At 60.7% G+C, this 19,167-nt stretch carries 16 protein-coding genes and 1 other RNA gene; 6 read left to right on the forward strand and 11 right to left on the reverse strand.

Annotation, left to right across the window (positions count from 1 at the left end; translation table 11 throughout):
* The first annotated feature begins 26 nt into the window (after positions 1 to 26).
* The 3 genes from BHU62_RS04485 to pnuC all read left to right on the forward strand — a co-directional run bounded on the left by BHU62_RS04485 (position 27) and on the right by pnuC (position 2,280).
* Positions 27 to 151, forward strand: a non-coding RNA gene (locus BHU62_RS04485) — RtT sRNA.
* Between the two features lie 321 nt (positions 152 to 472).
* Positions 473 to 1,534 carry a quinolinate synthase NadA gene (gene nadA / locus BHU62_RS04490; protein ID WP_073529346.1) on the forward strand — a complete coding sequence of 354 codons (1,062 nt, stop codon included), beginning with the start codon at positions 473 to 475 and terminating at the stop codon, positions 1,532 to 1,534.
* A 20-nt stretch (positions 1,535 to 1,554) separates the two neighbouring features.
* Positions 1,555 to 2,280, forward strand: a complete 726-nt coding sequence (gene pnuC, locus BHU62_RS04495; protein ID WP_073529347.1) for a nicotinamide riboside transporter PnuC — start codon at positions 1,555 to 1,557, stop codon at positions 2,278 to 2,280.
* Positions 2,281 to 2,315: 35 nt separating this feature from the next.
* Here the strand turns inward: pnuC and zitB are convergent, their stop codons facing one another.
* Genes zitB through BHU62_RS04510 form a run of 3 tightly spaced genes read right to left on the reverse strand, consistent with a single transcriptional unit; the run spans position 2,316 to position 7,080 of the window.
* A complete protein-coding gene (gene zitB / locus BHU62_RS04500) occupies positions 2,316 to 3,278 on the reverse strand; it encodes a CDF family zinc transporter ZitB (RefSeq protein ID WP_073529348.1) in 963 nt (320 codons plus the stop codon).
* On the reverse strand, positions 3,278 to 6,478 hold the full coding sequence (locus BHU62_RS04505; protein WP_073529349.1) for an ATP-binding protein: 3,201 nt from the start codon (positions 6,476 to 6,478) through the stop codon (positions 3,278 to 3,280). Before BHU62_RS04505 ends, zitB begins: the two co-directional genes overlap by 1 nt.
* Positions 6,475 to 7,080: a response regulator transcription factor gene (locus BHU62_RS04510; protein WP_073529350.1), complete on the reverse strand. Its 606-nt coding sequence runs from the start codon at positions 7,078 to 7,080 to the stop codon at positions 6,475 to 6,477. The genes BHU62_RS04505 and BHU62_RS04510 overlap by 4 nt, the downstream gene beginning before the upstream one ends.
* 212 nt (positions 7,081 to 7,292) lie before the next feature.
* Here BHU62_RS04510 and aroG point away from each other — a divergent pair, with 212 nt between their 5' ends.
* The 3 genes from aroG to BHU62_RS04525 all read left to right on the forward strand — a co-directional run bounded on the left by aroG (position 7,293) and on the right by BHU62_RS04525 (position 10,864).
* On the forward strand, positions 7,293 to 8,345 hold the full coding sequence (gene aroG, locus BHU62_RS04515; protein WP_073529351.1) for a 3-deoxy-7-phosphoheptulonate synthase AroG: 1,053 nt from the start codon (positions 7,293 to 7,295) through the stop codon (positions 8,343 to 8,345).
* 271 nt (positions 8,346 to 8,616) lie between these two features.
* The gene (locus BHU62_RS04520; protein ID WP_073529649.1) at positions 8,617 to 9,813 is read left to right on the forward strand and encodes a YjgN family protein; all 1,197 of its coding nucleotides are present in this window, start codon (positions 8,617 to 8,619) and stop codon (positions 9,811 to 9,813) included.
* 7 nt (positions 9,814 to 9,820) lie between these two features.
* The gene (locus BHU62_RS04525; protein WP_073529352.1) at positions 9,821 to 10,864 is read left to right on the forward strand and encodes a M48 family metallopeptidase; all 1,044 of its coding nucleotides are present in this window, start codon (positions 9,821 to 9,823) and stop codon (positions 10,862 to 10,864) included.
* Positions 10,865 to 10,913: 49 nt separating this feature from the next.
* Here BHU62_RS04525 and gpmA read toward each other — a convergent pair whose 3' ends face one another.
* The 8 genes from gpmA to modF form a co-directional block, all read right to left on the reverse strand.
* A complete protein-coding gene (gpmA, locus tag BHU62_RS04530; RefSeq protein WP_073529353.1) occupies positions 10,914 to 11,666 on the reverse strand; it encodes a 2,3-diphosphoglycerate-dependent phosphoglycerate mutase in 753 nt (250 codons plus the stop codon).
* A gap of 216 nt (positions 11,667 to 11,882) precedes the next feature.
* Positions 11,883 to 12,230: a PsiF family protein gene (locus BHU62_RS04535; RefSeq protein ID WP_073529354.1), complete on the reverse strand. Its 348-nt coding sequence runs from the start codon at positions 12,228 to 12,230 to the stop codon at positions 11,883 to 11,885.
* Between the two features lie 197 nt (positions 12,231 to 12,427).
* Positions 12,428 to 13,471: a galactose-1-epimerase gene (galM, locus tag BHU62_RS04540; protein ID WP_073529355.1), complete on the reverse strand. Its 1,044-nt coding sequence runs from the start codon at positions 13,469 to 13,471 to the stop codon at positions 12,428 to 12,430.
* A complete protein-coding gene (gene galK, locus BHU62_RS04545; RefSeq protein WP_073529357.1) occupies positions 13,465 to 14,616 on the reverse strand; it encodes a galactokinase in 1,152 nt (383 codons plus the stop codon). The genes galM and galK overlap by 7 nt, the downstream gene beginning before the upstream one ends.
* The gene (gene galT / locus BHU62_RS04550) at positions 14,613 to 15,665 is read right to left on the reverse strand and encodes a galactose-1-phosphate uridylyltransferase (protein ID WP_073529358.1); all 1,053 of its coding nucleotides are present in this window, start codon (positions 15,663 to 15,665) and stop codon (positions 14,613 to 14,615) included. The genes galK and galT overlap by 4 nt, the downstream gene beginning before the upstream one ends.
* Before the next feature lie 282 nt (positions 15,666 to 15,947).
* The gene (locus tag BHU62_RS04555) at positions 15,948 to 16,766 is read right to left on the reverse strand and encodes a CPBP family intramembrane glutamic endopeptidase (RefSeq protein WP_073529364.1); all 819 of its coding nucleotides are present in this window, start codon (positions 16,764 to 16,766) and stop codon (positions 15,948 to 15,950) included.
* Between the two features lie 166 nt (positions 16,767 to 16,932).
* On the reverse strand, positions 16,933 to 17,505 hold the full coding sequence (locus BHU62_RS04560) for a cysteine hydrolase family protein (protein ID WP_073529387.1): 573 nt from the start codon (positions 17,503 to 17,505) through the stop codon (positions 16,933 to 16,935).
* A gap of 96 nt (positions 17,506 to 17,601) precedes the next feature.
* The gene (gene modF, locus BHU62_RS04565) at positions 17,602 to 19,089 is read right to left on the reverse strand and encodes a molybdate ABC transporter ATP-binding protein ModF (protein ID WP_073529650.1); all 1,488 of its coding nucleotides are present in this window, start codon (positions 19,087 to 19,089) and stop codon (positions 17,602 to 17,604) included.
* Positions 19,090 to 19,167 lie beyond the last annotated feature (78 nt).

Consider the following 19,167-nt stretch of genomic DNA (forward strand, 5'->3'; position numbering starts at 1 on the left):
GGCCCTGCTTTATTCTCTTGCTAGCAGAGTTCACCGAGTCGTGCGGGTGAGATCCTGCGCTCAGGTTCGAGCATCGCGCAGCGATACGACAACGCGCAGCGTTGCCCGTAGGGTGAGGCCAAAGGCCGAATCAATCCTGCACGACCCACCAATTCAGAAAAAAGCGCCTTTGGGCGCTTTTTTCGTTTCTGAGTCACCGCAACCTAAACCACCGCTTTCTCGTTTCAACACCGCATCGACCAGCATCCCACTCTTCTCTGAACGCGATAGGCTTTCGCCAGGCCATTATCCGCTGCGATCTGCGCGGTCATTTTCTGTGTTTTTAATCCATTAAACACCAAGTGCGCAAATGTGAAAATATCAGCGGACTTTTCGCGCAATTTTAGGTATTTTGTTTAGTATATAAAACGAGGGGCGTTAAGGCAGGCGATATTCACGCGGCAGGCGCCCAGCCTAGCATGAGATTGCAGCGATGAGTGAAATGTTTGATGTCAACGCGGCGGTGTATCCCTTCCCGCCCAAACCGGTGCCGCTGGACGTAGCGGAAAAAGCCTTTTATCGCGAGAAGATCAAAGCCCTGCTCAAGCAGCGTAATGCGGTGATGGTTGCCCATTATTATACCGATCCGGAAATCCAGGCGCTGGCGGAAGAAACCGGCGGCTGCGTGGCGGACTCGCTGGAAATGGCGCGTTTCGGCAGCGCCCATCCAGCCTCCACGCTGTTGGTGGCCGGCGTGCGTTTCATGGGGGAAACCGCCAAGATCCTCAGCCCGGAAAAGCAGGTGCTGATGCCGACGCTGTTTGCCGAATGTTCGCTGGATCTGGGTTGCCCGGAAGAAGAGTTCCATGCGTTTTGCGACAGCCACCCCAATCGCACCGTGGTGGTCTATGCGAACACCTCGGCGGCGGTTAAAGCGCGCGCCGACTGGGTGGTCACTTCCAGCATCGCCGTCGAACTGATCGAACACCTGGATAGCCTGGGCGAGAAGATCATCTGGGCACCGGATCGCCATCTCGGTAGCTACGTGCAGAAGCAGACCGGTGCCGACGTGCTGTGCTGGCAAGGCGCTTGCATTGTCCATGACGAGTTCAAGACTCAGGCGCTGCGGCGCATGAAGGCGCTTTATCCGCAGGCGGCCATTTTGGTGCACCCCGAATCGCCTCAGGCGGTGGTCGAGCTGGCGGATGCGGTGGGCTCGACCAGCCAACTGATTCAGGCGGCGAAAACATTGCCGCATCAACAGCTGATTGTCGCCACCGATCGCGGTATCTTTTACAAGATGCAGCAGGCCTGTCCGGACAAGGCGCTGTTCGAGGCGCCGACCGCCGGAGAAGGGGCGACCTGCCGCAGCTGCGCGCATTGCCCGTGGATGGCGATGAACGGCCTGAAAGCGATTGCAGAAGGGCTGGAGCAGGGGGGCGCACAGCATGAGATCCACGTGGACGCCGCGCTGCGTGAAAAGGCGCTGGTGCCGCTGAACCGCATGCTGGATTTTGCCGCTCAGCTTAAGATGCAGGTTAAAGGCAACGCTTAACCGTTTAAAAGGATGACTTCATGAGCTTCTTCAGTACCAGCAATATTCTGGTGCATATTCCGCTTGGCGCGGGCGGTTACGATCTGTCGTGGATCGAAGCCATCGGCACGCTGTTCGGGTTGCTGTGCATCTGGTACGCCAGCAAGGAAAAAATCATCAACTACCTGTTCGGCCTGATCAACGTCACGCTGTTCGCGGTGATTTTCTTCCAGATCCAGCTGTATGCCAGCCTGCTGCTGCAGCTGTTCTTCTTCGGCGCCAACATTTACGGTTGGTACGCCTGGAGCCGCCAGACGCAGGATAATCAGGCTGAGCTGCAGATCCGCTGGCTATCGCTGCCGAAAGCGCTGGCCTGGGCGGCGGTCTGCGTTATCGGCATCGGTCTGATGACCTTCAATATCGATCGCGTGTTCGCCTGGCTGACGCAGATCGCGGTGGCGGTGATGCAAGGGCTGGGGCTGAACGTACAGATGCCGGCGCTGCAGCCGGATGCTTTCCCGTTCTGGGATTCGGCGATGATGGTGCTGTCCATCGTGGCGATGATCCTGATGACGCGCAAATATGTGGAAAACTGGCTGCTGTGGGTGGTGATCGATGTCATCAGCGTGGCGATTTTCGCCTATCAGGGCGTGTACGCGATGGCGTTGGAGTATGTCATCCTGACGCTGATCGCCCTGAACGGTTCCTGGCTGTGGATCAAAAGCGCCGGGCGCAATCACTCCAACCCGCTCTCTTCCGCACCATAACAACGCAGAGGGCGCCGTAATGGCGCCCTCTTGGCTTAGTGGCGATGTCCCAGATGGGAGTGCGCTTCGGCATGTGAGTGTTCACTCGGTTCCGGTGCCCGGTTGATGCCGCAGTCCGGCGTCTCGCAGTGCTGGTATTCCATCTGAATGGTCACGTGGCCAATCTTGTAGTGTTCCAACAGATAAGCCTGGATGCGTTGCAACAGCCCGTCATGGTCATGCGGCGGGACCACCTGCGCATGCAGCGTCATCAGCTTCTGTTCGCCGATCTGCCAGACGTGTACATGGTGGATGTTGCGCACTTCCGGGATGTTCAGGCACAGGTCTTTTTGCAGCTTGGCGATATCCACCTCCTGCGGCGTGCCTTCCAGCAGTTCGTGGAAGCTCTCCTTCAATAACCGCCAGGCGCTGCGCAGCACCAGACAGGAGACCAGCACCGAGAGAATCGGGTCAATCGGCGTCCAGCCGGTGACCAGAATGACGATGGCGGCGCCGATGGCGCCCACCGAGCCGAGCAGGTCACCCAGCACATGCAGCGCGGCGGCGCGTACGTTGATATTCTTCTCTTCGCTGCCGCGATGCAGCAGCCAGAAGGCGAACAGGTTCGCCAGCAGCCCCGCCACGGCGATAATCAGCATCGGGGTACCCATCACCGGCTGCGGTTCGAAGAAACGCCGTATCGCCTCCCACAGGATGAATACTACGATCACCAGCAGCGCCGCGGCGTTGAGGAAGGCCGCCAGGGTGGTCAGGCGCAGATAGCCGAAGGTGTGGCGCGCGTTGGGTTTGCGCTGGGAGAAGTGTACCGCCATCAGCGCTACCAGCAGCGCGGCGGCATCGGTCAGCATATGGCCGGCGTCGGCCAACAGCGCCAGCGAGCCGGACAACAGGCCGCCGACCACTTCAGCCACCATGAAGACGGCGGTGACTAAAAAAGCGGTCAGTAGGCGTTTACTATTACTGTCTTTCGGCAGGTGTACGTGTGGCGTGTTCGACATTATTCATCCTTATGCGTAGCGAAAGAGGGGGCGGCGGCGAGCAGAGCGTCCAGCTCCGGCAATATCTGCGCCACTAACGCGTTTAATTTAGTATAAGCCGCGGCGGCAAGCTCGCCCCGATGTGCGGTTTCCACCAGCTGTTGGCACAGCTGCGCGGCTTCCGGCCGCTGCAGCATCAGCAGGCTGCCCTTGATGCGATGGGCCGCTTGCTCCAGGCGCGGCCAGTCGTTCACGGCGGCGGCGTCTGCGAGCCGCTGCCGGTCTTGCCGCAGCGTTTCGCTGAGCGTCTGCGCCAGCCGCTGTATCATGGGGCTATCGCCGCCCGCCATCTCAGCCAGCGTTTGCCGCAGGTCAGTAAGGACTGACTTTTCTTCCTGCGCCTGCGGTTGCTGAGCCAATACCTGGCCGATCGCCGCCAGTGCGATCGGTTTGGTCAGGAAATGGTCGATCGCCACCAGCCCCGGCGGGATGCGGGTAAACTCTTGTACGTCTGCCGAACAGAGCACGATGCGGCAAGGCGGGCGCTGCAGCCGTTGTTCGTCGCGCCGGATCAGCCTGGCCAGCGTCAGGCCGTCCGGGCGTGGCATGTTATAGTCGATAAACAGCAGATCGAACGGCTGCCGGCGCTGGGCCTTCAACAGCGCATAGCCTTGTTCAAAGCGGGCGGGCTGCAGCCCGAAGTGGCGCAGCTGGCGTTCCATCAACAACAGATTGGTGGGGTGATCGTCGATCAGCGCGGTACGCAAGGCGGAAGGCGGCAAGGCGAGGGTATGTTCCTCCAGGGCGACCGCTGGCGCTGCGCCGCTCAGCACGACCGGTATCGCCACCTCGACGCGGGTGCCGACGCCCGGCTGCGATTGCAGCTCGATGCGGCCACCCATCTGTTCGACGATCTCTTTGCAGATCGACAACCCCAGACCGGTGCCCTGCACCGAGACGCGTTGCGCGCCGCGCGCACGGTAAAACGGTTGGAACAGCTTGCTTATCTCATCGGCGGCGATGCCACAGCCGCTGTCGTCCACCGTCAGATGCAATTCACCCTGCCGCTCATCCTGTGCGCGCCAGCCGACGTCGACTTGAATAGCGCCGCGCGCCGTGAATTTTATCGCGTTGTTTATCAAGTTGTTAGCCACCTGAAGTAAACGCTCACCATCAATGATCACCGTCTCCGGCAGCGCCGGGTCCGCTACGATGCTCAGCGTCAGCGGCCGCGCGCCGATCAGCGGTCGGTAGAGCGCATCGATGCGCGCCACCCAGGGGCGCAGCGCCACCGGTTTCGGCGCCAGCGTCAGCGAACCGGTTTCCAACCGGGCGTGATCCTGCAGGTCGTTGAGCAGGTTGAGCAGCGAAGAGGCCGAGCTGTAAATCACCGGCAGGCCTTCCGGCGCAGGCTGGCGTTTGAGCTCCAGCTCCAGCAGGCCGAGGATGGCGTGCATCGGCGTGCGCAGTTCGTGGCTGACGGTGGCGAGGAATTTGCTCTTCATGCGGTTTTCCGCTTCGGCGCGGCGGCGCGCGTGCTCGAGCTCTTCGCGTTCGCGTTTTTCACGGCGCTGCAGCATGAAACGGCGCAGCGTCAGCGCCAACAGCAGCACGGTGGCGGCGGCCAGCAGCGCCAGCAGCCAGGTGGTCTGCGGCGGCATGCGGTTATCGTTCACCGCGTCGATCAGGTTGCTGCGATCGACGATCCACTCGTCGCGCAGCGATTGCAGGGTGTCCGCCGGGATCTGCATCAGGTTCTTATCGAGGATCGCCAACAGAAGAGGTTGATCGCGGCGCACGCCGAAGGCCACCGGATAGGGAATGTTATTGGCGGCGAAGGCCAGCTTGATGGCGCCGGAATAGCGCGACAGCGCCAAAAAGTTGGCGGAGATGACGTTATCCACCAACGCATCCAGTTGGCCGTTGGCCAGCGCGTCATACAGGGATTTGCTGTCGGCGAAGCTGACGGTCTGTTCTTGCTCCGGCACCAGTCCCTGGGCCAAATCGCCCTGTAGCACGCCGATGCGCTTACCGGCCAGATCGCTCCAGGTTGAGATGCCGTTGGCGTACTGGCCGACGTAAACGCCCCACAGCGAACGGTGGATCGGCATGCTGGCGCCATAGCGCGCCTTGACGCCGCGCGCCAGCGGCAGGGCGGCGCGGAAGCTGGCCTGGCCGGATTGCACCAGCTGATCCGCCTGCTCGGCGTTGCGTGCCCACAGCGGCGCGAAGCGCAGCCCGGTGTTTTGCGCGATGATGTTGAGAATGTCGATGGCGTAGCCGCGCGGCTGGCCGTCGGAACCGCGATAGGCGAACGGGAAGTTGTTCTCGATGGCGGCGTAGTAAACCACGCGGTGGCTCGCCACCCAGTTCTTCTCCATCGTCGTCAGATCGGCATTGCCGGTGTCGAGGTAGCTGGGGATCTTCTTGCTCCAACGGCTCTGCAGGGCGTTCATCAGCTCCATCGGCGTGTCGGCGATGGCGGTGTCCAGCGTGTCGATCAGCCGTGAGTCGGCGGCGGCGAACACGAAGGACAGGTTACCCAGATTTTCGTTGCTCTCGATCTGATAGAGCTGGCCGAGCTGCAGCTGGTCGATGATAAAGCTGGCGCTGGCCTCGTCGGCGATAAAGTAGTCGCTGCTGCCGTTGAGCAGCGAGTAGACCGCCTGCAGGTTGTTGTCGTAGCGCTGAACCTGCGACGCGACCGCCTGCAGAGCACCGCCGGATTGCATGTCGGTCAGGGCGCCGATCGCGACGCGGGCGTTGGGGGAATTGATCATCACCGGCCGATCGTTGCTGCGATCGCGCAACACGCGCAGGTTGCTGACATAGTAAGGCTGCGAGACCTTTAGCCCATGCAGCGCTTCACTCTGCGGGATGCCGTACAGCAGATCGATCTTGCCGTCGTGTAGCGCCTGCTCCAGCTGCGCCAGGTCGGCGAAGCCGTAAATGGCGAAGCGGATGCCGGTCACCTGCTGGATATAGCCGAGGTAGTCGGCGTTCAGTCCGTACAGATCGTCATCCACGATGATGTTGTACGGGCTGGTGTTTTCACTGATGATGCCGACGCGCAGCGTGTGGTCGCGCCAGGGATTTTTCTCGCCGACGATCAGCATGTTTTCTGGGGTATTCAGGTTGCTGACCAACTGATAACGCACCGGCTCCGCCGCCTGCGCCAGACCGCACCACAGGATGAGCAGCAGCAGGGCGCGTCGCATCATGGCGCCAGCTCTTTAAACACCGCCACCAGCTCCAGCAGGTTGCCGGCGCCGGTTTTGCGCTGGATGTTTTTCTTGTGGGTGCTGACGGTCTTGTTGCTGATATGCAGCAGGTCGGCGATCTGCAGGTTGGACAGCCCCTGGCTCAGCAAGCCCAGCACCTCGAGCTCTTTGGCGGTGAGCAGCGCACCGTCCGCCGACGGCACCTCTTCGGCCAGCGCGGCGGCGGGGAAGCTCACTTCGCCGTCGAGCACCCGTTCGATCGCCTGCACCAGTTGTTCCAGCGAACTGCCTTTATGAACGAAGCCGTTGGCACCGGCGGCATGCGCCATGCGTGCATAGACATCGGCCTCCTGCGCGGTATAGATCAGGATCGGCTGTTGCGGGTAGCGGCGGCGGATTTTTTTCAGCAGCTGCAACCCGTCGACCTGCGGCAGGCCGATATCCAGGATCACCAGGCCGAAAGCGGCCTCGGCCAACAGGGCCAGTGCCTGAAGGTCGTCCTGCGCCGCCTGCAGGCGGTAGGAACGGGAAGACTTCATTAGCGCCGCTTCCAGTGCGACATGAACCACCGGGTGGTCATCAACTAATAACAGAGAGGGCATGTTCAACTCGGGTCACTTTATATTCTGAACGCTAGCATAGCGAAAAAGGAGGCTCTGCGCTCCCCTGATGAAACAGCACAATCTGCTGTTAATTTGGCGGTTCCAGCGGTGGGGGGCAAAGGTGATTTACAGCGCCATTCCCACAGGCTAGATTGTTTGGATCTACACCGTTACGCACTGCGAAATACCCCACGATACCGAATGGAAAAGCTATGAATTACCAAAACGACGATTTACGCATTAATGATATTAAGGAACTCCTGCCGCCGGTGGCTTTGCTGGAGAAATTCCCGGCCACTGAACGCGCAGCAAAGACGGTGTCCCAGGCCCGCAGCGCAATTCACAATATCCTTCGCGGCAGCGACGATCGCCTGCTGGTGGTGATTGGCCCTTGTTCTATCCACGATACCAAAGCCGCCAAAGAGTACGCGGGGCGCCTGCTGGCGCTGCGTGATGAACTGAGCGGCGAGCTGGAAGTGGTGATGCGCGTTTACTTCGAAAAACCGCGCACCACCGTGGGCTGGAAAGGCCTGATCAACGATCCGCAGATGGACAACAGCTTCAACATCAACGACGGCCTGCGCCTGGCGCGCAAGCTGCTGGTGGAGATCAACGACAGCGGTTTGCCGGCCGCCGGCGAATTCCTCGACATGATTACGCCGCAGTATCTGGCGGATCTGATGAGCTGGGGCGCTATCGGCGCGCGCACCACGGAATCGCAAGTGCACCGCGAGCTGGCCTCCGGCCTCTCTTGTCCGGTCGGTTTCAAGAACGGCACCGACGGCACCATCAAGGTGGCGATCGACGCCATTAACGCCGCCGGCGCGCCGCACTGCTTCCTGTCGGTGACCAAGTGGGGCCACTCGGCGATCGTCAACACCAGCGGCAACGGCGACTGCCACATTATTCTGCGTGGCGGCAAAGAGCCGAACTACAGCGCGGCGCACGTGAAGGAAGTGAAAGCCGGCCTGAGCAAAGCCGGGTTGCCGGCCCAGGTGATGATCGACTTCAGCCATGCCAACAGCAGCAAGCAGTTCAAGAAACAGATGGACGTGAGCGCTGACGTCTGCGGGCAGATTGGCGGCGGTGAAAAAGCGATTATCGGTGTGATGATCGAAAGCCACCTGGTGGAAGGTAACCAAAACCTCGAAAGCGGCGAACCGCTGGTTTACGGCAAGAGCGTGACCGACGGCTGCATCGGCTGGCAGGACACCGAAACCGTGCTGCGCGATCTGGCGGCGGCGGTGAAAGCGCGCCGTGGCTAATCGCGACGATACTGATAAGGGGCCCGGTAGCGGGCCCTTGTTTTTATACTCGACATTCCCATTCTATATCTCTTGTTAATTTAAGGCTTACAACTAATAGGTTTATTAAATCATTAAACGACCGTCGCCACATTATTTCCCATTTTAAAAAAGAATAATTGTCACTGCTCGCGGCATTGTGCTTATATAAGACGCTTTTTTATTCCACAAACCCCGCATGACTAAATAAGTGGGGGGTGGTATGACCTATTACTTTCAGGACGAAAGAATTATGACAAGCAATACCGATACCTCGCAGTCGCTGGGGCTGCATAGAATTAAATTCCATGGGAAAGGTGGCGAATACTTCGCTATTTGGTTAGTCAATGCACTATTGACCATTGTGACTTTAGGCATCTATTCCGCCTGGGCGACGGTGCGTCGTCGTCGCTATTTTTACGGCAACACGGAGTTGGACGGCGATCGTTTCGATTACCATGCGCAACCGTTGCAAATTTTGAAGGGACGGCTGCTGGTGATCGGCGGCATCATCGTGTTTTATATTCTGCTGGCGGTGGCGCCGCTGCTGGGGCTGCTGGCCTTATTGGCGTTGCTGGCCCTGCTGCCGTGGGTCGTTATCCGCAGCTGGCGCTACAATGCGATTATGTCGAGCTACCGCGGCGTGCGCTTTAATTATGTCTGCCGCACCGGTCGCGCCTATTGGGCGTTACTGTTCTGCCCGCTATTACTGATTATCGGACTGTATGTCGCCTTAATCATTTTGCTCAGTATTGGCAGCGGCTTTGGCAGCATCAGCGCCATCAGCCTTATGCTGGTGCTGACGATGATGTTGGCCGTGCCGGCATTCGCCGCCGTCAACGGTATTATTAGCGCACTGCAGCACGATCTGTACGTCAATAATCTGTTCTTCGGCCGTACGCCGTTTATTGCCGAGCTGAAAAAGTCAGCCTTTATCAAATTTTCCTTGATCGGCCTGCTCATTTTCCTGCCGTTCATGTTGGCTGCGCTGGTGTGTATGGGGTCGTTTATCCTGTCACTGTACCAAATGGTATTGATGGGCATGCTGACGGATGAAACCGCGGATTTGCTGGTGCTGGAGAATATCGGCAGTTTACTGCTGATGATGGTGATATTGCTGATTGGTGCCTTGATTGCCGGCAGCTATCAGATCGTTGCCCAACGCAACTATCTGTTTAACCAAGCGACGCTGAACGGCAACATCAAACTGCGCTCTTCGATGCAAACGCTGCCGTATATGGGGCTGTTGATCACCAATACACTGATCACGCTGTTCTCGCTCGGCTTTGCTGCGCCGGTGGCGGAAGTGCGTCACGCCCGTTATCTGGCAGAAAGCACGGCGGTCGAAGGCGACCTGGCGTTGCTGGACATTGCGGCGCATCAGGAAACCGCCAACAGCGCGGTGGCCGAAGAAGCGGTGCAGGCGCTGGATCTGGGCGGCAGCTTCTAAGGCGCCAATGATCCTCGAAGGTGCTTACCAGTTGCCGGGGCGGGCCGCACGTGAGGCGGCTCGCCTGCTGGTGAACGAAAGCGGCGAGGGCGTGACGCTGCAGCGGCAGGATGAGCAACGTTACATCCCGCTGGCGGACATCACCGTTTCTGCGGCGTTGGGCAATATTCCGCTGACGCTGACCTTCAGCGACGGCGCGCGCTTCGTGCCGCATGACGACGCGGCCTTCCGCCGTTGGTTCTATCAGCGCCGCTCGCCGGGTTGGGTGCATCGTCTCGAACGTCATAAACGTGGCGTCGCTCTAGCGTTGCTGATGACGCTGCTGGCGGTGGTGGCTTATGTTTATGTGGTACTGCCCTGGGCGAGCAGCGAGATCTCCATGCGCATTCCCACGTCGGTGGAACAGACGCTGGGCGAACATACACAGACGTTTTTGAGCCAGAGCGGTTTCAAGCCTTCTGCTCTGCCGGCCGAACGGCAACAGGCGTTGCAGCAGCTGTTTCGGCAGGTGATGCCGACTGATATGCGCCAGGAGCGCACGCCACTGTCGCTGAAGTTGATGGCGGTGCCCGGTGCACCGAACGCCTTTATGTTGTCGGACGGCACGCTGGTGCTCAGCGATGGGCTGGTCGCCTTGTCGAAAAACGACGATGGGTTGGCGGCGGTGATGCTGCACGAGATGGGGCATCACGCTCATCGCCATCCGATGCGCATGCTGGTGCGCTCGTCACTGGTGGCGTTGACGCTGATGTGGATGACCGGCGACGTGAGCGGCATTGGCGACACGCTGCTGCAGTCTGCGTCCTTCGTGAATGAAATGCAGTTTTCCCGCGGTATGGAACGTGAGGCGGATGCGTTTGCCATCGCGGAAATGCGGCGCCAGGGGCGTTCGCTGGCGGAAATGGCGGCGATCTATCGCGCGTTAGCGCAGGCACCTGAGCGGGATACGGCTGATGGCTGGGCGCTGCCGGCCTGGCTCAGCACCCATCCGGCGATGCAGGAACGGCTGGAGGCGGTGAACAAGGCGATGGCGCAACCGCCGCGACAGTAATAAAAAAGCCCCCGGTTTTCACCGGGGGCTTTTTCGTTAACGGGCGAAATTACTTCGCTTTACCTTGGTTGGCTACGGCAGCCGCTTTTGCAGCGATCTCGTCGGCATTGCCCAGGTAGTAACGTTTGGTTGGCTTGAAGTTCTCGTCGAACTCATACACCAATGGCACGCCGGTTGGGATGTTCAGCTCGAGGATTTCGTCTTCGCTCAGGTTATCCAGGTATTTCACCAGCGCGCGCAGGGAGTTGCCGTGCGCCGCAACGATCACGCGCTCGCCGCTCTTGATGCGTGGCAGGATCTCTTCGTCCCAGTAAGGGATAACGCGCTCGATGGTCAGCGCCAGGCTTTCGGTCAGCGGCAGCTCTTGCTCGGTCAGCGCGGAGTAACGCGGATCGTGGCCAGGGTAACGCTCGTCTTCTTTGGTCAGCTCCGGTGGGGTCACCGCGAAGCCGCGACGCCACTGTTTCACCTGCTCGTCGCCGTATTTCTCGGCGGTTTCCGCTTTGTTCAGACCCTGCAGCGCGCCGTAGTGACGTTCGTTCAGCTTCCAGGATTTTTCGGTCGGCAACCAGGCCTGATCCAGCTCGTCGAGGATGTTCCACAGGGTGTGGATCGCGCGCTTCAGTACGGAGGTGTAAGCGAAGTCGAAAGCGAAACCTTCATCTTTCAACAGCTTGCCTGCTGCTTTCGCTTCGGTGCGGCCCTTGTCGGACAGATCAACATCATACCAACCGGTGAAGCGGTTTTCTTGGTTCCACTGGCTTTCGCCGTGACGCACCAGAACCAGCTTAGTTACAGCCATAGCTTAACTCCTTAATAATCTGACATTTCAATGATAACGAAAATCATTATATTGCCGCGGGCCGGGGCTCGGCAATCGATAGTGTCTAACCATAGCCAATTTCTTGCCGCAAAGTAAGGGCTGTCGAAAGGAAAAAGCTGAATCGTTCAGGCTGGCGCTACGGCGGGAGAAACGGCGCGCTGGAATCGCTCCGTGCGCGCCGTGGCGTGGGGAAAATCAGGCCGATTTTTTCAGGCAGTTGCTCATAAAGGTTTTACGTGCGTCGCCCTTCAGATTCTTGGTCTTGGCGTCGGCATTGCAGGTTTTCATTTTCTGCTGCTGCGGCGTCAGGGTTTTGCCCGTCGCGGCGGTGCCTTCGGATTTCAGACAGGTGCTCATGAAGGTGGAGCGATCCGCGCCTTTCAGCGACTTGGTGGAAGCCTGCTGGTTGCAATCGGTCATGCGTTTCTGTTGGGCCGTCTGCGCCGGGGAAGGCGTTTTTGTCGCCGTCGTCGTATCGGCCGCCATCAGATTGGTGCTCAGCATTAAGCCCGCCAGCAATGGAAGTGCAGTAATCAGACGCATAGGTGTTCCTTCAGCTATTGACTGGCCGCCATCGGCCAAAAATTGTGACGTTGCACAAGGCGTTGTGCTTATCACGGTAGCCTGAGTGTAGTGCGCGCTTTGGAATAAGGAAAGGTGAGCGCCGGTAGGGGGATAGCGCTAAAAGGTAAGCATTTATAACAAATCGCCCCCGGCCGCACGGCGAGGGGCGTGGCGGGTTAGATAGGATAAAACTGATAATGCGTGGCGCTGCGGTAGCGGTTCCCCGGCTGCAGCCAGCAGTCCGGCTGTGGCCACTCCGGGTGATGCGGGCTGTCCGGCAAAAATTCGCTCTCCAGCGCCACGCCGGCATGGTTGGCGTAGCTGCCGCCATCGCGCGCCGGCGTGCCGGCCAGATAGTTGCCGCTGTAGAGTTGCAGCGCGGGCGCGTCGGTGAATACGCTCATCTGCACTTGCCCATCGGCGGACCACAAATGGGCCGCCGGGCTCTCCAGCGCGCCGCAGGCGCGGTGCAGCAGAAAAGCATGATCGTAGCCTTTAACCCGCTGCTGGTCACGATCGCGCAGGAAATCCTGCAGCAGCGTTTTTGGCTGGCGGAAATCCATGCCGCTGTCGTCCACCGGCGTCAGTTCGGCGCAGGGAATGCCTTCGGCGTCGACGGGCAGATAGCGATCGGCAAACAGCTGCAGCCGCTGGGCGCGGGCGTCGGTACCGGCGCCGTCCAGGTTGAAATAGGCGTGGTTGGTGAGATTGACCGGGCAGGGGCGATCGACCTGCGCCAGATAGCTGATTTCCAGGCGATTATCATGGGTCAGGTAATAGCAAACCTGCACGTCGAGATTGCCGGGAAAACCCTGATCGCCATCCGCCGAGTGCAGCGCGTAGCAGACCTGCTGCTCGTCGTGCCGTACCCGGCGCCAGCGGCGAGCGTGAAAGCCGTCGGGGCCGCCGTGCAGCTGGTGGGCGCCCTGATTGGCGATCAGCGCATGGGATTTCCCGTCGATGGGCAGACTGGCGTTGGCGATGCGGTTGGCGTAACGGCCGACGGTGGCACCCAGATAGGCGCTCTGGCGTTGATAATCCGCCGCGCTGCGGCATCCGAGCAGCAGCTCGCGCCGCTCACCGGATTTGAGCGGCAAGACGGCGGACAGCCAGGTGGCGCCCCAGTCCATCAGGGTGACGGTCATGCCGGCGGCGTTTTGCAGCTGCGTCAGTTGGTAAGGCTGCCCGTCGGGCGCCGCCGCCGTGGTAGCCGTCAGCATGCGCCGGCTCCCTGCGAGGCCTGGCAGACATAAAACGTTTCCCGCAGCCCACCGGTTTGCAGCGGATATTCGCGCGCCACGGCGGCGCGCACCGTTTCCACGAGATCCTGCGGCATCAGCGCGACGATACAGCCGCCGAAACCGCCGCCGGTCATGCGCACGCCGCCGTGCGGGCCGATCGTCGCTTTGACGATCTCGACCAGCCGATCGATCGGCGGCACGGTGATTTCAAAGTCGTCGCGCATCGAGGCGTGCGATTCAGCCATCAGTCGGCCCATGCGTTGCAGATCGCCGGCCGCCAGCGCCTCGGCCGCCGCCAGGGTGCGGGCGTTCTCGCTGATGACGTGGCGCGCGCGTTTGGCCACCCGCGGGTCCAGCAGGTGTTGGCGCGCCCCAAACTGTTCCGGGCTGACGTCGCGCAGCGCCTTGACGCCGAAGAAGCGTGCCGCTTCTTCGCACTGTTTGCGACGGGTGTTGTATTCGCTGTCCACCAGCCCGCGTTGCACGTTGGAGTTGATGATCACCACCGCGACGTTGTCCGGCATCGGTACCGCGCGGGTCTCCAATGAGCGACAGTCGATCAGCAGGGCGTTGCCGCGCCGGCCGAGCGCAGAGATCAACTGATCCATGATGCCGCAGTTGCAGCCGACGAACTGGTTCTCCGCCTCCTGGCCGTTCAGCGCCAGCGCTACGCCGTCCAGCGGCAGGTGATAGAGCGCCTGCAGCGCCTGGCCCACCGCCACTTCCAGCGCTGCGGAGGAGCTGAGCCCCGCGCCCTGCGGCACATTACCGGCGATCACCAGGTCCGCGCCGCCGAAATCGGCGTTGCGGCGCTGAAGATGCTTCACCACGCCACGCACATAGTCGGACCAGCGCTGATCGGGATGGTTGACGATCGGATCGTCGAGCGAGAATTGATCCTGCTGGTTTTGATAATCGGCGGCGAGCACGCGGATCTGACGGTCGTCACGCTTGGCGCAGGCGATGACGGTTTGGTAATCGATGGCGCAGGGCAGCACGAAGCCGTCGTTGTAATCGGTATGTTCGCCGATCAGGTTCACCCGCCCCGGCGCCTGAATGGTCAGCGCCGGCGCGTAGCCGAAGTGTTCGGTAAACAGAGAATGGGTAAGCTGTTTCAGGCTCATGCTTGGGCTCCGGCTTCACGGTAATGAATATCGCTGACGGCGCGCAGACGTTCTGCGGCCTGTTCGGCGGTCAGGTCGCGCTGGGTTTCCGCCAACATCTCGTAACCGACCATAAATTTGCGCACGCTGGCGGAACGCAGCAGCGGCGGATAGAAATGAGCGTGCAGCTGCCAGTGCCGGTTGTCGGCGCCGTTGAACGGCGCACCGTGCCACCCCATCGAGTAGGGGAAAGAGCACTGGAACAGGTTGTCGTAGCGACTGGTCAGCTTTTTCAGCGCCAGCGCCAGATCGTGGCTTTGCGCCGCGCTGAGATCGGTGATGCGCTGTATCGCGGCTTTCGGCAGCAGCAGCGTTTCAAACGGCCAGGCGGCCCAGTAGGGCACCACCGCCAGCCAGTGTTCGGTGTTCACCACGATGCGCTCGCCTGCGGCCAGTTCGCGCTGCGCATAGTCCAGCAGCAGCGGGGAGGCGTGTTCGCAGAAATACGCCTGTTGCAGGCGATCTTCGCGCTCGGCCTCGTTCGGCAGAAAACTGTTGGCCCAGACCTGCCCATGTGGGTGCGGGTTGGAACAGCCCATCGCTGCGCCTTTGTTTTCGAACAGCTGCACCCAGGGGTAGTGTTTGCCCAGCTCATCGGTTTGCGCCTGCCAGGCAGCGACCACCTGCTCCAGCGCCGGCAGCGTCAATTCGGGCAGGGTCTTGCTGTGATCGGGAGAGAAGCAGATCACCCGGCTGACGCCGCGCGCGCTCTGGCTGCGCATCAGCGGATCCCGGCTGTCGGGCGCCGGCGGCGTATCGCTCATCAGCGCGGCGAAATCGTTGGTAAAGACGTAGGTGCCGCGGTAATCCGGATTGCGATCGCCGGTTACGCGCGCGTTGCCGGGGCACAGGAAACAGTCGGGATCGTGTGCCGGCAGCATTTCCGCGGGCACGGCTTCCTGTTGGCCCTGCCAGGGGCGCTTGGCGCGGTGCGGCGAGACCAGCACCCATTGGTCGCTCAGCGGGTTGTAGCGGCGGTGCGGATGGTCGATAGGGTTAAATTCCGTCATACGGTTCCTTTCATGGCGCTGCGGTGGTGTAATCGCTTTCAATCACCGTTTTAACGCGCCCTTTGCTGGACAGGGAGAGGTTATTGCGCAAAAAGATAGCACGACCGCGGCGGTAAAAAGGTGATCTAACGCGAAAAATGGAATCGTTTACACTTTGATGGCACGACCAGACAGGCGGAGGGATGCTGGTTGTAAGGTAAGGCGTGGTGTAGGGGTGAGGTACTTGTGATAGCGTTTTCACCCGGCCAGCCGGCAGAGAGCGCTCTCTGCCGGCGTCAGCCGTTAAGGGTGCTGATACAACGGGTAGGTGAAGAACAGCAGATGGGTCAGGTTAAGCCCGAAATGGAACAGGATCGGCACCCACAGGCGGCCGCTCCACATCCATGCCAGGCCATAGATCAACCCGGCCAGGGTGGCGAAGATCACCATCAGCAGGCCGCCGGCCAGATGCGCGGCGCCGAACACGGCGGCGGCGATGATCAGCGCCGGCCAGGCGCCCAGCCACTGGCTGAGCCGCTGTTGCAGGTAGCCACGAAACAGCGCTTCTTCGGCCATGCAGACGAAGAACAGGTTTGCCATCACGAAAGGCAGGATCCAGGCGGGTGCATGTGGCTCGACTTTCAATCCACCTAGCGCCACGGCCAGCAGCAGCAGCGCCGGTACGGCGGCCAGCAGTGCAATCCAGCTCGCTTTGCCGGCGCTGCCGCCGCGATCGGCGGAAAACAGCGTGGGCAAGCAGGCGAACAGCAGGAAGGGCACCATTGCCTTATCGAAGTTGTAGTACATGGTGAACGGCGCGCTGAGCGGGCCGGCTTTTTCGCCGTCGATCATCAGTTGATTGTGGATGCCTGGCACCCAGTGCAAGAACAGCGCCACGCAGCCGGCGACCACCAACCCTTCCAGCGCGATCGCCAGATTGCGCTGCTCGCGGAAGCGGTGGCGCAGCCCCGCCAGCGCCACAATCGCTAACAGATAACTCAGGCTGAGTGGCGTCAGCACCCCATGATAAAGCCCCATGCCCGCCGAGGCAGCCAGGATCGCCCAGGCTATCAGCCGGTTAAACGGCAAGAAAAATAACGAAGCAGCCAGTACGCCCCACATAATATGTCCCTTTAAAATATGTACACGGCGCTCAGCGCTTTTGCGGCGTGCGAGTATGGCGAAATTGAGCGCTAGAGCGGATAGTAGCACACCAGGATGACGCGAAAGGTCGGGGCAGTGACGGATTCGTGCATTATGCCGGCCCACACGACCGGCGGTGATGAGGTCAGCCTTTCATCCATGCCTGCGAACGGGTGATTTCCGCCAGGTTTTGCAGAATATCGAGGCTCTGCTGGTGGATCTCCTGCGTCGGTGCTGCGCACAGATCGTGCAGCACGGTCACCTGGAAGCCGGCGTCGTGCGCCTGACGTGCGGTGCTCTCGATCGCCAGCGGCGTGCTGACGCCCGCCAGCAGCAGATGGTGACACCGATGCTGCCGCAGCCAGGCTAACAAATTGTTACCGGAGAAGGCGCAAACCGCTGTTTTTTCAAACTGCAGATCGGTCTCTTCCTGCTGCAACTCGGGCACCCAACGGCAGCCCGGGCTGTTTAACCGCAGCGCGCCGATCTGTTTCAGATGGTTGAACAGCGGCGAGTGGGGCGGGATGTCATGATAATCGTCGGCGAACCCCACCCGCACCCAAATCACCGGAATTTTCCGCACCCGAGCGTAGGCCGCGGCGGCATTGACGTTGGCGAGCAGGTTGCTCGCCACCACCTGTTCGCGGCAGTGGTTGGCGCGTCCTTTAGGCCCGATCAGATCCTCGATCAGGTCAATGATAATCAACGCAGCGGACATGGCGTCTCCAGAGAATGGCCTTCTTTCTTTCTATGATAAAAGGCCAAATGTGATGTGCTGCGGTGAAGTGTTGCCGGATATGTTTGCGCCGTGTATTCAGGCGGAGGCCGCTTCCAGCCGCTGATGTTGGTAGCCGTAGCCGCCCTCGCCGTCAGGCACAAAGCTGAGGCGGTGGGTGATGCATTGCGGCGCGTCTTCGGCATGGTGCGACACGAACAGCAGCTGGGTGGCGCCCTGGCCGATCAGCACGTCGATGAAGCGGCGCACCAGCTGGCGATTGAGCGGATCCAACCCCTGTAACGGCTCGTCGAGGATCAGTAGCGCCGGGTGCTTCACCAGCGCACGGGCGATCAGCGCCAGCCGCTGTTGGCCCCAGGAAAGGCTGTGGAACGGGGCATCGCCACGCGCGCCGTCGAGCCCGAGCAGCGCCAGCCATTGCTCGGCCAGCTGCCGCTGACGATCCGAAACCGCCTGATAGATGCCGATCGAGTCGAAGAACCCCGACAGCACCACGTTGCGCACGCTGGTGTTGACGCGATAATCCAGATGCAGGCTGCTGCTGACGTAGCCGATATGGCGTTTGATTTCCCAGATGGTTTCCCCACTGCCGCGGCGGCGGCCGAACAGCGTCAGATCGTTGCTGTAGCCCTGTGGATGATCGCCGGTGATCAAGCTGAGCAGGGTGGATTTGCCGGCGCCGTTCGGGCCGACGATCTGCCAGTGTTCACCGGGGTTAACCTGCCAGTCGAGGTGGTTGAGGATCGGTCGATCGTTATAGCTGACCACGCCGTCGCGCAAAACGATCAGCGGCCGATCCGCCGGCAGCGTCACCTTTTGCGTCGGATCCTCGATCTCCGGCAGCGCCAGCCCGCTGAGATTTTCGCTGTGCGCCAGCTGCGCCACCAGCGCATCCGCCATCACCTGACTACGCGGCCCGCGGCTGGTCAGGGTGCAGTCCGCCAGCACGCCCACCTGCCGGACAAAATCCGGTATTTCATCGAAACGGTTGAGCACCAGCACCACGGTCTGGCCTTGGGCGGAAAGTGCGCTCAGCAGCGTGGCGAGCTGCGCGCGCGAGTGAACGTCCAGCCCGTCGAAGGGCTCGTCGAGGATCAGCAGGTCAGGCTCGGGCATCAGCGCCCGGCACAGCAGGGTTTTACGCGTTTCGCCGGTGGAGAGGTATTTGAAGCGGCGCGTCAGCAGGGCGGTGATGCCGAACTGCGCGGCCAGCCGTTCACAGCGCGCGGCGTCTTTCACCTCTTCCTGAATGATTTCCGCCGCGGTGCGGCCGGTGTCGTCCTCGTCCGCGCTGAGCAGATCGGTGTTGTTGCGTTGCCACTCGTCGCTGACCATTTTTTGCAGCTGTTCGAAGGAGATGCGCACCGCGTGCTGAAAATCGCTGCGGCGTTCACCGCTCAGCAGAACCAGTTCGTCCGCCAGCGCGCGCGCCAGGGCGGATTTGCCGCTGCCGTTGGCGCCGACGAAGGCCCAGCTGTCGCCGGCCTGGATTTCCAGCGCGTCCAGCGTCAGGGTGCGAGTATCGCTTAAGCGGAATGAACCTTGCGAAATGTGCAACGACGACATCACCTGTTCCTTTTTTTGCAATTATTTGCCTTAGAATTAGGCGCATTGCACGGTGATGTCAATCAACAAAAACGCAAC

Source organism: Serratia marcescens, from assembly GCF_001902635.1.
GTDB classification, from domain to species: Bacteria; Pseudomonadota; Gammaproteobacteria; order Enterobacterales; family Enterobacteriaceae; genus Serratia; species Serratia marcescens_F.